The sequence below is a fragment of the Streptacidiphilus alkalitolerans genome (assembly GCF_042511045.1).
GTDB classification, from domain to species: Bacteria; Actinomycetota; Actinomycetes; order Streptomycetales; family Streptomycetaceae; genus Streptacidiphilus; species Streptacidiphilus alkalitolerans.
This window is the reverse complement of record NZ_JBHEZX010000008.1, coordinates 305,724-318,064: the sequence shown is the minus strand read 5'-3', so window position 1 is coordinate 318,064 and position 12,341 is coordinate 305,724. Positions and strand designations below refer to the sequence as shown.

Below are 12,341 nucleotides of genomic sequence, written 5' to 3'. Positions count from 1 at the left end.
CTCTGCTGCGGCCGAGGCGGCTGGTCGCCGGGGACAGGGTGGCCGTGGTCGCGCCCAGTGGAACCGTGCGGCCGGACCGGCTGGAGCACGGGGTCGGGATCCTCGAATCCTGGGGGCTGCGGGTCGAGGTCATGCCGCACGTGCTGTCCGAGCACCCGGACCTGCCCTACCTCGCCGCCCAGGACCAGCACCGCGCCGCCGACCTGCAACAGGCCTGGCAGGACCCCGACGTCGCCGCCGTGATCTGCGCCCGGGGCGGCTACGGCGCCCAACGCGTGGTCGACCTGCTCGACTGGACCGCGATGGCTGCCGCCACACCCAAGCCACTGGTCGGCTACAGCGACGTGACCACCCTGCACGAGGCCCTGGCCGTCCGGCTCGGGCTCTCCTCCCTGCACGGGCCAATGGCGGCGGCGGCCGTGTTCGGCAGCGACCCGGCGACGGCCGAACACCTGCGGCTCACCCTCTTCGAACCGGAGCGCGCGCAGCGGCTCTCCTCCGCGACCGCCGAGGGCCTGGTCCCCGGCCGGGCGCACGGCATCACCGCAGGCGGCTGCCTCAGCCTGCTCGCCGCCGACCGGGGCACCCCGTTCGCCCGACCCGGCTTCGCCGGCGCGATCCTGCTGATCGAGGACGTCGACGAGGACCTGTACGCCCTGGACCGGCTGCTCACCCAACTGCTGCGCTCCGGCGCGCTGGACGGCGTCGCGGGCATCGCCCTCGGCTCCTGGCAGGACTGCCGTCCCTCGCCCGACCGGATCCGCAGTCTGATGCTGGAACGGCTGGGCCCGCTGGGCGTCCCGCTGCTCTGGGAGCTCGGCTTCGGACACGGCCCGAGCAGCCTCACCGTCCCCCTGGGCATCCCGGCCGTCCTGGACGCGGACGCGGGCACGGTCACCCTGGACCTGCCGGCGCTCGTCTGAGACCGGGTCGGCGATGCGTAGTCATGGGTTGCTCCCCTACCGTTCACCGGTATGAGCAGCAGAATGCGCAACATCGCGGCGGAGAACGAGGACATCGCAGCCGCGGGCGGGTATGGATTGCCTGACGGTACGTCAGTCAGCGTGCGGGGCATGCTCGCCGCGGCGGCCGATGGGACCCGGTGCCACCAGCCGGACGAGCAGCTCGCGCCCGTGCGCTCCGCCGTCGGCCGGCCCCTCGAGGTCGAGGTGACCGCCGAGGGCAGTCTGCAGGCGGCGCGGCGGCTCTGCGACAGCGGGCCCGGCGACGTGGCCGTGCTCAACTTCGCCTCGGCTCGCAACGCGGGCGGCGGCTACCTGCGCGGGGCGAAGGCACAGGAGGAGGATCTCTGCCGTCAGTCGCTGCTCTACAGCTGCCTGGTCCGGGCGCCCGAGTACTACGCGGCACACCGCGCGTCTGACGACCTGCACTACAGCGACCGGGTGATCTGGTCCCCACGGGTGCCGGTGCACCGGGGCGACGACGAGGCGCTGCTGGCCGAACCGTACCCGGTGTCCTTCCTGACCAGCCCCGCCCCGAACGCGACGCAGTTGCTGCGCCGGGACCCGGACGCGGGCCCGGGCATTCAGGCCGCGCTGCACCGCCGGGCCGGACGCGTGCTCACGGTCGCCGCGCACCACGGCGTACGGCGGCTGGTGCTGGGAGCCTGGGGCTGCGGGGTCTTCGGCAACAACCCGGCGACCGTGGCGCAGGCCTTCCACCAGCACCTTTACGCCGAGGACGGCGACCTGCACGGAGCCTTCGACCAGGTCGTCTTCGCCGTGTGGGACCGGGCCGACCCCTCCGCCAACCGGGACGCCTTCACCCGCCGGTTCGCGGCGTGAGCGCGGTGCGCGAACTGCGCCTGGACAGCAGCGGCCTCACCGCACTCGACCCGGCGATCTTCCGTTCCGAGGGGCTGGAACTGCTCTCCGCCTATCAGAACCGGATCGGCTTCCTGCCCCCACACGTCGCCCGGCTCGCACCCACCCTGCACACCCTCAATCTGGCCGACAACCGACTGACGGCGGTCCCGTCCGAACTGGGCCTGTTGCGGACGTTGCACACGCTCGATCTGGCACACAATCAGATCACCGAACTGCCAGAGGAGATGGGCGATCTCAGTGGTCTCACCCGCTACCTCTATGTCGCCGACAACCAGCTCAGCGCACTGCCGTCCGCGCTCTGCCGTCTCGTTCGTCTCCGCTACCTGGGTGCAACGGACAACCGCCTCACCACACTGCCGTCCGAGCTCGGCGCGATGGCCGGGCTGTGCGAGTTGCGGCTCTACCGGAACCGGATCGCCACGTTGCCGGCCTCCCTGGGACGGCTGCCCTCCTTGCGCGAGTTGCATCTGATGGAGAACCAGCTGGAGTTCCTGCCGGATGAGTTGGGCGGGCTGACTGATCTGCGGGAGCTGCGGTTGATGGACAACCGCTTGCGCGCCCTCCCCCGCTCCCTCGGCGACCTGCACCGGCTCACCCGCCTCGACCTGCGCAACAACCAACTCCCGGAACTGCCCGGCACGGTGGCCGGCCTTCGCGCGCTCACCCATCTCGACCTGCGCAACAACCGGCTGCAGCACCTCCCGGAAGACGCCTTGGCGGCGTTGCCACTGCTGGAGAAACTCGACCTCCGTTGGAACCCCCTGGAGTTGGGACGGGAGACCGAAGCGTGGGTGTGCGGATTGGAACAACGGGGCTGCGTGGTCCTGCTATGAGCCGGTGGGGTCGGCCTTCGCCGTCGCCCAGTCCCGCGCCGTCTCGCGTCTCCGACGCAAAGCAGCCAACTACGCGGAGGCGGCGCCAGGTTGGGCGCCGTTGCCGGGCGGCGGCGTGGAGGACTGGGACGGCACGGGGACGGCACGGAAGACAGAAGAGGCCCCACGGCCCCGCAGGAGAGAAACGGCGCCCGGGCCACCGCCCCGCTCCCGCGTAGTTGGCCGTCGAGCGGCAGCGAGACCGACAGCGTCCATGGCCCGGAGCATGGGCCGGGAACGCACGCCGCCGCCCCACTACCGCCGGGGCCACTGCGGCAGGTTGTCCACCGTGGGCGGCGAAGGGCGCCCCCGCCTACCCGGCCCGCTACTCCTCCCGCTCCTCCCGCTTCACCAACTCCAGCAACGCCGCCTCCACTGCCCCGTGGCCGAAGTGCCGGGCCCAGTCCAGCGCCGTCCCGTCGAAGCGCCGGTCGCGAATGGCCGGGTCGGCTCCCAGTTCCAGCAGCAGCCGAACTGACGCCACGTCACCATCGCCCGCCGCCCGATGCAGTGCGGTCTCCCAGGGCTGGTCGGACGGGATGTCGCTCCGGCCCAGCGCGTTGACGTCAAAGCCGAGCTCGGCGAGGATCCGCATTGCACCCGGGCCGTCGTGAGCCGCTGCCCAGACCATCGCGGACGGACGGGCCGCCCGTGCCCCCGCCGCGGCGGTCGGGTGCGCGGCGCACAGGGCGGCGACCTCCGTGGCGTCGCCGGCCAGAGCCGCGCCGAGCAGGGCTTCCACCGGGTCCGGGGCAGGTGTCTCGGCACCGTGCGCCACCAGGTAGGCGACCAGTTCCGGGTCCCCGTTGCGGCGGGCCCGCTCCGCCGGGGTGCGACCGTCCGCCAGGGGGGTGCGGACGTCGACGCCGTGCTCGGTCAGCAGCCGCACCCGCGCCCCGAGGCGGTGATTGACGGCCCAGCCGAGCTGGCCGCGCAGCATCTCCTGCGGGGTGTCCAGGGCGTCGCCGAGGCGGGCCTTCCAGACTCCGCCGTCGCCCTGGCCGAGCCCGTACTCGAACAGCAGCCGCAGGTGGCTGTCGTCCGAGCCGAACATCCGGTTGTAGAGGGTCTGCCCGTCGGACGGGTCCGCGCCCGCGTCGAGCAGCAGCCGGGCCAGGGCGAGCGAGTCGGGGTGGCCCGGTTGCCGTTCGGGGCCCAGCTCGCCCGCGCCGAACGCGCCGGTGAGCAGGGTGAACGGGGTCGGCAGGCCGTGCCAGAGGTATCCCTCGTGGGGGTCGGCGCCGGCGCCGAGCAGCAGCCGGGCGCAGCCGAGCGGATCGCCCTGTCCGGGCCAGTCGGTCCGCTGCAGCCGCGAGTAGACCAGGTGGAACAGCGGTGTCCAGCCGTTCGGGCCGCCGCGGCGGGTCGCGGTGGCCGGATCCGCGGCGAGGTGGCGCCGCAGGGCGTCCAGGTCCGCGGCGGCTGCGGCGGCCCAGGGGCTGCGGTCGACGAGGGCCGAGTGCTCGGCGAGCAGCCGGGCGGCCTCGTCCCAGCGGTCCGGGCCGTCCGCGTCGGTGTAGCTGAGGCAGGCGAGCCGGGCGAAGCGGTCGGCCGGGGGTTCAGCCGAAGTGTCGGCCTTGGCGTCGGCCGGATCCCAGCGGTAGCGGGTGATGGTGTCCAGGTGGTGCTTGAGCTTGGGCCAGCTCGGGAAGCCGTGCTCCCGGGCCACGACCAACTGGGCCGAACTGAGCGTCAACGCCTCGGTGGCCAGCCCGTGGGCGAGGACCCGACGCGCGGCGTCGGCATCGCCGCCGCGCACCGCGCGTTGGAGCGTGCGGGCCTGGCCGCGCAGATGGTCCAGGTCCGGGTTCTGCGGCAGCAGCGGGCGTGCGGAGGGTGAATCGGTCGGCACAACGGCCTCCTCTCGTTTTGCCTGGTGTCCGCATGGTCAGGCCGAAAGGAGTGCAGGGGTCGTACGCACAGGTGCTTCCGGATGGGCTGTGCCCTTCCCGCGGACCGGGGGCGCTCCGACGCGCCTGCCTCGACCATAACGCCCGCACGGCCGCCGCGAGAAGTACCGGCCCCGACCAGCGTGGCGCGCCCCAGGGTTCCGGAACCCGTCCAGCTGCTTGACATGGTGTTAACAGGTACGCAACCTTCAAGGAATCCGAGAGAGCGCTCTCAGAGATACTGCAACCACCGAACAGGAGACCGCCATGTCTGGCGATCACCCCGCTCCCGCACCGGTGCTGACCCGCCATCAGCACCGACGCATGGGCAGACCGATGCTCGCGCTGGCCCTCGCGGCCACGCTTGTCGTCAGCCTGCTGCTGGCCCTGGCCGGCTCCCCCGCGCACGCAGCAGGCACGCTGTTGTCGCAGGGCAAGCCCGCCACCGCGTCATCCGCCGAGGCCGTGGGCACACCCGCCTCGGCCGCCGTCGACGGCGACACCACCAGCCGCTGGTCGTCCGCGTTCAGCGACCCGCAATGGCTCCAGGTCGACCTGGGCGCGACCGCCACCATCAGCCAGGTCGTGCTGCAGTGGGAGGCCGCCTACGGCTCGGCGTTCCAGATCCAGACCTCCCCCGACGGGACCACTTGGACCTCGATCTACAGCACCACCACCGGCACCGGCGGCACCCAGACCCTGAACGTCAGCGGCACCGGCCGCTACGTCCGGATGTACGGCACTGCCCGGGCCACCCAGTACGGCTACTCGCTCTACGAGTTCCAGGTCTACGGCAGCACCGGCGGCAGCACGCCGCCCACCAGCCCGCCGCCGAGCACCGCCTGCGGCACCGCCAACGCGGCCCAGGGCAAGACCGCCACCGCCTCCTCCACCGAGAACGGCGGCACCCCCGCCTCCGCGGCCGTGGACGGCGACACCGGCACCCGCTGGTCCAGCGCCGCCAGCGACCCGCAGTGGCTGCAGGTCGACCTCGGCTCGGTGCAGAACGTCTGCGGGGTCCAGCTCGCCTGGGAGACCGCCTACGCCAAGGCCTACCAGATCCAGGTCTCGACCGACGGGACCAACTGGACCACGGTCTACTCCACCGCCAACGGGCCCGGCGCGACCGAGCTGATCTCGCTGCTCGGCACCGGACGCTACATCCGGGTGTACGGGACGGTCCGGGCCACCCAGTACGGCTACTCGCTCTGGGAGTTCCAGGTCTTCACCGGCGGAACCGGCACACCTCCGCCGACCACGCCCCCGCCGACCACACCCCCGCCGCCCGCCGGTGGCGCCACCCTGCTGTCGTACAACAAGCCCGCCACCGCCTCCTCCTACCAGGACGACGCCAACTGCGGCGGCTGCACCCCGGCCAAGGCCGTCGACGAGGATCCGGCCACCCGTTGGGCCACCAGCGACACCACCGGCTGGTCCGACCCCGCCTGGTTCCAGATCGACCTGGGCGCGACCGCGACCATCAGCCAGGTCGTGCTGCAGTGGGACCCGGCCTACGCCAGCGCCTACCAGATCCAGGTCTCCAACGACGGCGCCAACTGGACCCCGATCTACTCCACCACCACCGGCAAGGGCTTCAAGGAGACCCTGAACGTCTCCGGCACCGGCCGCTACATCCGGATGTACGGGACGGCCCGCGCCACCGCCTACGGCTACTCGCTCTGGACCTTCGACGTCTACGGCACCGGCGGCAACCCGGTCGCCCCGCCCGCGCTGCCGCCGAACCCGGGCAACCCGGAGCACCTGGTGTGGAGCGACGAGTTCAACGGCGCCGCGGGCACCCTGCCGGACGCCTCCAAGTGGACCGCCGACGCCGGCTCCGGCCAGAACGGCGAGCTCGAGTACTACACCGACAACAAGAACGCCTACCAGGACGGCACCGGCAACCTGGTGCTGGAGGCCCGCAAGGAGGTCACGGCCGGAAGCGCCTGCCCGGGCGGCCCGTGCCAGTACACCTCGGCCAGGCTGAACACCGCCGCGCACTTCAACTTCACCTACGGACACGTCGAGGCCCGGATCAAGGTGTCCGGCACCCAGGGCCTGTGGCCCGCCTTCTGGCTGCTGGGCTCCAACTTCACCACCGGCACGCCGTGGCCCAACTCCGGTGAGATCGACATCATGGAGCACGTCGGCAAGGTCGCGGACTCGGTGTACTCGACCCTGCACGCCCCCGCCTACTTCGGCGGCAACGGCTTCGGCTCGCCGTACACGGTGGCCGGGAGCGACTTCGCCAACGCGTTCCACACCTACGCCGTGGACTGGGACTCCTCGCACATGACCTTCTCGGTCGACGGCAACGCCTTCTTCACCGTGGACCGCACCCAACTGGAGCTGACGAAGGGCCCGTGGGTCTACGACCACCCCTTCTACATCATCCTCAACAACGCGGTGGGCGGTGACTGGCCCGGATCCCCCGACGCCACCTCCGTCTTCCCGCAGAAGATGCTCGTCGACTACGTACGGGTGTCCCAGTGACCAGCGCGACCCGGCACATCCATTGACCCACCCGTGAAATGAGTACCCGTCAGGGAGAGGCAGTTCCGATGACGCACCTACCCCACGATGTCCCCGTGCCACCCGGAACCAGCCGACCCTGGCGGGCGCTCGCCGTGCTCGTCGGCGTGCTGCTGCTCGCCGCGCTGGTCGTCGTCCCGCGAGGGGCGGCGGCCGCCGCGCCGGTGCTGCTCTCGCAGGGGAAGCCGGCCACGGCCTCCTCCACCGAGAACGCCGGCACCCCGGCCTCGGCCGCCGTGGACGGCAACACCGGCACCCGCTGGTCGTCCGCCTTCAGCGACCCGCAGTGGCTGGAGGTCGACCTCGGCTCCAGTCAGAGCATCAGCCAGGTCGTACTGACCTGGGAGACCGCCGCCGGCAAGGCGTACCAGATCCAGACCTCGACCGACGGCACCACCTGGACCCCGATCTACTCCACCACCACCGGGGCCGGCGGCACCGAGACCCTGAACGTCACCGGCACCGGGCGCTACGTCCGGATGTACGGAACCGCGCGGACCACCGGCTACGGCTACTCGCTGTGGGAGTTCCAGGTCTACGGCGGCGGCACCGTGCCCACCACCTGCGGCAACGCCGACATCGCGCAGGGGCACCCGGCGACCGCCTCGTCCGCCGAGAAGGACACCACCCCGGCCGCCGCGGCCGTCGACGGCGACGGCGGCACCCGCTGGTCCTCGGCCTTCAGCGACCCGCAGTGGCTCCAGGTCGACCTCGGCTCCAGCCAGACCGTGTGCGGGGTGCAACTCGCCTGGGAGGCCGCCTACGCCAAGGCCTACCAGGTGCAGATCTCGACCGACGGAACCAACTGGACCTCGCTCTACTCCACCACCAACGGGCCCGGCGGGACCGAGAACCTCACCGTCAGCGGCACCGGCCGCTACCTCCGGATGTACGGGACGCAGCGCGGCACCGCCTACGGCTACTCGCTGTGGACGTTGGCCGTGTTCACCCCGGGCAACAACACCACCCCGTCCAGCTGCCCCTGGGTGGGCTCCACCGCTCCGGTGGCCGACCGGGTGGCGCAACTACTCGGGCAGATGACGCAGGCTCAGAAGGTCTCCATGCTGCACGGGGGCGGCAGTTCGCCCTACGTCGGCAACGTCAGCGCCATCCCCTCGCTCTGCATCCCCCAACTGACCCTGCACGACGGCCCGGAGGGCGTCGGCGACGGCTTCAACGGGGTCACCCAGCTGCCGGCCCCGGTGGCCGCGGCGGCGACCTGGGACACCTCGCTGGAGAAGCAGTACGGCGCGGTGGCCGGCAATGAGTTCGCCGGCAAGGGCGTGAACGTGGGCCTCGGCCCGACCCTCAACATCGACCGCGATCCGCGCTGGGGCCGGGCCTTCGAGACCTTCAGCGAGGACCCCTACCTGACCGCGCAGATGGCCACCGCCGACATCCAGGGCATCCAGAGCCAGGGCGTGATGGCGCAGGCCAAGCATGTCGCCGTCTACAACCAGGAGACCAACCGCAACACCCCGGCCGACAACGCCGTGATCGACACCCGCACCCTGCAGGAGATCTACCTGCCCGGGTTCCAGGCCGCCGTCAGCAAGGGCGCCACGGCGTCGGTGATGTGCGCCTACAGCAGCATCAACGGCGTCTACGCCTGCCAGAACCCCTACCTGCTCAACACCGCCCTCTACCAGCAGGCCGGCTTCGGCGGCTTCGTCACCTCGGACTGGGGCGCCACCCACGCCACCGCCGCCTCCATCAACGCGGGGATGACGATGGAGATGCCGGGCAGCGACTACTTCGGCGCGGCGCTCACCAGCGCGCTGTCGGCCGGCACCGTCACCCAGGCCACCCTGAACACCATGGTCGGCAGGGTGCTGACGCAGATGTTCGCCTTCGGCCTGTTCGACAAGGCGCCCAGCGGCTCGTCCGGCGCGACGGTCACCACCGCCGCGCACCAGGCGACCGGCACCCAGGTCGCCCAGCAGGGCACGGTGCTGCTGAAGAACTCCGGCGTGCTGCCGCTGTCGACCAGCACCACCCACTCCATCGCGGTCATCGGCAGCGACGCCAGTACCGGGGTGCTGAGCGTGGGCGGCGGCAGCGCCGGGGTCAACAGCTCCGGCACGGTCACCCCGCTGACGGGCATTCAGAATCGGGCCGGCAGCGGAGTCAGCGTCCAGTACAACGACGGCAGCAACGCCACCACGGCGGCCACCCTGGCCAGGTCCTCGGACGTGGCCATCGTCTTCGCCAGCTACGGCGAGAGCGAGGGCAGCGACATCGGCAGCATCGACCTGCCGAGCAGCCTCAACACCCTGATCACCCAGGTCGCGGCGGCCAACCCGAAGACGATCGTGGTGCTCAACACCGGCTCCGCGGTCACCATGCCCTGGGTCAACCAGGTCTCGGCGGTCATGGAGAACTGGTACGCGGGACAGGGCGTCGGCACCGCGCTGGCGCAGCTGATCTTCGGTGACGCCGACTTCTCCGGCAAGCTGCCGATCACCTTCCCGCAGAGCCTGGCCGACGTGCCGGCCGCCTCCGCCGCGCAGTTCCCCGGCACCGGCGGAACGGTCCAGTACTCGGAGGGCCTGGACGTCGGCTACCGCTGGTACGACGCCAAGAACAAGACCCCGCTGTTCCCGTTCGGCTTCGGCCTCTCCTACACCAGCTTCGGGTTCTCCGGCCTCCAGGTCGGCACCCCCGACGCGGCCGGGAACGTCACGGTCAAGGCCACCGTCACCAACACCGGCACCCGGGAGGGCGCCGAGATCGCCCAGCTCTACCTGGGCGACCCGGCCTCCACCGGCGAGCCCGCGAGGCAGCTCAAGGGCTTCCAGCGGGTGGACCTGCAGCCGGGCGCCAGCCAGCAGGTGAGCTTCGCGCTCACCGCGCACGACCTGGCGTACTGGAACACCACCAGCAACGGCTGGACCGCGGCGAGCGGCGCCTACCAGGTCTCGGTCGGCGACTCCTCCCGCAGCCTGCCGCTGACCGGGTCGTTCACGCTGGGGAGCACGATCAGCCCGGCTCTGACGGCGTCGGTGTCGGCGTCGGTGTCGGGCTCGGTGTCGGGCTCGGCGGGCCTCGCGGCGGCGGCGAAGGGCGTCGCCGTCAACAACCCGCACGGGATGAGCAGCAGGGCGCACACCGCCGCCCGACTGCCCATCAGCGCCACCGGCAACGGGGTCACCTTCACCGCCACCGGGCTTCCGGCCGGACTGTCCATCAGCGCGGCCGGGGTCATCTCCGGCACCGCCACCACTCCCGGGACCAGCACCGTCGCGGTCACCGGCACCGACTCCTCCGGCGCCCGCGACACGGCCTCCTTCGTCTGGACGGTGGTCGGCTGACGGACATCTGCCAGGTGAGCTGAGCCGCGTCCCGGGTACGGGATGATGTTCGGTATGAGCATGGGGAACGGGGGCGGTAGCGACCGGCTTGTCGCCGGTCGCTACCGCCTGCTGTCGCGCCTGGGGCGCGGCGGTATGGGGACGGTCTGGCGCGCCGAGGACGAACTGCTGAACCGTCAGGTCGCGGTGAAGGAGGTGCACCTGCGCGGCGAGAGCTCCGCCGTGGAGCGGGAGCAGCAGCGCGGGCGCACCCTGCGCGAGGCCCGCGCCGTCGCCCAGGTCCGGCACCCCTCGGTGGTCGGCATCCACGACGTGGTGGAGCAGGACGGCGAGCCCTGGATCGTGATGGAGCTGGTCGACGGTACCAGTCTGGGCGGCCGGCTCGCGGCCGAGGGCCCGCTGCCGCCGCGGGAGGCGGCAGCCCTCGGCCTGGCCGTCCTGTCGGCGCTGGAGGCGGCGCACAGCCGCGGAGTGCTGCACCGTGACGTCAAGCCGGACAACGTCCTGCTGGAGCGGGACAGCGGACGGGTCGTCCTCACCGACTTCGGCATCGCCCGGCTGGACGGCAGCGCCACCCTGACCGAGGCCGGGGCCTTCCTCGGCTCCCCCGAGTTCACCGCCCCGGAGCGGACCGCGGGCGGCGAGGCAGGGCCGGAGTCCGACCTGTGGTCGGTGGGCGTGCTGCTGTGCACGGCGCTGGAGGGCCGCTCGCCGTTCCGCCGCGACTCCATGTCGGGGGTGCTGTACGCGGTGCTGTACGAGGACATCGTCCTCCCGGCGAGCGCGGAACCGCTGGCCGATGTGGTGCGGGGGCTGCTGCAGCGGGACCCGGCCCAGCGGATGACGGCGGTTCAGGCGTCCTGGCTGCTCAGCGACTATCTGGAGCGGGAGTCCGGCGGCGTGTCGCCGACGGCTGACACGCTGAGGACCGCGGCGGGGACGGCCGCGGCACCTGCGGTGGCGTCGGCAGGGCGGGAGCCCGGGCCGGAGCCCGTTCGGGACCGGACGCTGCCGGAGCTGGGTGGGGCCGGGGCGGAGCGGGAGCGCGGGGTGTGGAGATCCGTGCTGGTGGGAGCGGGGGTGGTGGTCGCCGCGGCGGCGCTGGCGGCGGGCGGCGTCCTGCTGTTCCAGCACGGCTCGGGCAACGGTGCCAACACGGCAGGAGGCCCGGCGGGAGGCGCGGCAAGTTCTTCCGCGTCGGCTTCCGTATCCGCCTCGCCGACTGCCTCGCCGACTGCCACGGCCACGCCCTCGGCAACGTCCACGACCGCTGCTCCGACGACCCCGGCCGCTGTCGCCGTCCCGGCGGGGTACACCTTCCGGCACGATCCGAAGGGCTTCTCGCTCGCGGTGCCGGACGGCTGGGGCCGCAGCATCGGTGCCGGCGGGCGCATCTTCTACATCTCCCCCGACCAGAAGTACCGGATCGGCATCCATCCGCCCCAGGCGGTGTCCCCGAAGGGTGTGCTGGCGACCCTTGAGGGCCAGGACGCCGCCGGTCCGAAGAACTACCCCGGCTACAAGAAGTCGACCGTCCAGCCGACGTCGTTCCACAACACCGACGACGCCGCGATCATGCAGTGGACCTGGAACGGCTACCCCGCCGATGTCGATCCCTGGGGCTCGCGCCGGGTGCAGGACCTGAGCTGGACCGAGGGTGGCCGGACCTACGACTTCTGGGTCTCGGCGCCGACCGGCGACATCGACCAGGCCGACCGCTATTACCAGATCGTCTCCTCAACCTTCCGGGCCGGATGACCAACTTGCCTGATTTTCGCAGTAACTGACTGGTAGTCATTCAGTATCTGACGCACCGTCATTGACTTCTCGCGGTGCCGGTTGGATTCTCGGGTTCCACCACGGTCCAGCACGGTGCGGCCCCGCCGCCGC

At 71.9% G+C, this 12,341-nt stretch carries 7 protein-coding genes; 6 read left to right on the top strand and 1 reads right to left on the bottom strand.

Features of this window, described 5'->3' with window-relative positions; genetic code table 11:
* The first annotated feature begins 38 nt into the window (after positions 1 to 38).
* The 3 genes from ACEZDG_RS20725 to ACEZDG_RS20715 are packed head-to-tail and all read left to right on the top strand — an operon-like array spanning position 39 to position 2,680.
* On the top strand, positions 39 to 923 hold the full coding sequence (locus tag ACEZDG_RS20725; RefSeq protein ID WP_380511884.1) for a S66 peptidase family protein: 885 nt from the start codon (positions 39 to 41) through the stop codon (positions 921 to 923).
* Between the two features lie 51 nt (positions 924 to 974).
* The gene (locus ACEZDG_RS20720) at positions 975 to 1,805 is read left to right on the top strand and encodes a TIGR02452 family protein (RefSeq protein WP_380511739.1); all 831 of its coding nucleotides are present in this window, start codon (positions 975 to 977) and stop codon (positions 1,803 to 1,805) included.
* Entirely contained in the window at positions 1,802 to 2,680 is an 879-nt protein-coding gene (locus ACEZDG_RS20715; RefSeq protein WP_380511737.1) for a leucine-rich repeat domain-containing protein, read from the top strand. The genes ACEZDG_RS20720 and ACEZDG_RS20715 overlap by 4 nt, the downstream gene beginning before the upstream one ends.
* Before the next feature lie 364 nt (positions 2,681 to 3,044).
* On the opposite strand, the gene ACEZDG_RS20710 is transcribed toward ACEZDG_RS20715, so the two are convergent.
* Entirely contained in the window at positions 3,045 to 4,571 is a 1,527-nt protein-coding gene (locus ACEZDG_RS20710; protein ID WP_380511735.1) for an ankyrin repeat domain-containing protein, read from the bottom strand.
* A 361-nt stretch (positions 4,572 to 4,932) separates the two neighbouring features.
* On the opposite strand from ACEZDG_RS20710, the gene ACEZDG_RS20705 reads away from it, so the two are divergent.
* The 3 genes from ACEZDG_RS20705 (at position 4,933) to ACEZDG_RS20695 (ending at position 12,209) form a co-directional block, all read left to right on the top strand.
* The gene (locus ACEZDG_RS20705) at positions 4,933 to 7,101 is read left to right on the top strand and encodes a discoidin domain-containing protein (protein ID WP_380511882.1); all 2,169 of its coding nucleotides are present in this window, start codon (positions 4,933 to 4,935) and stop codon (positions 7,099 to 7,101) included.
* Positions 7,102 to 7,196: 95 nt separating this feature from the next.
* Entirely contained in the window at positions 7,197 to 10,451 is a 3,255-nt protein-coding gene (locus ACEZDG_RS20700) for a glycoside hydrolase family 3 C-terminal domain-containing protein (protein ID WP_380511733.1), read from the top strand.
* A gap of 54 nt (positions 10,452 to 10,505) precedes the next feature.
* Complete coding sequence (locus ACEZDG_RS20695) at positions 10,506 to 12,209, top strand: serine/threonine-protein kinase (protein ID WP_380511732.1); 1,704 nt, start codon at positions 10,506 to 10,508, stop codon at positions 12,207 to 12,209.
* Positions 12,210 to 12,341 lie beyond the last annotated feature (132 nt).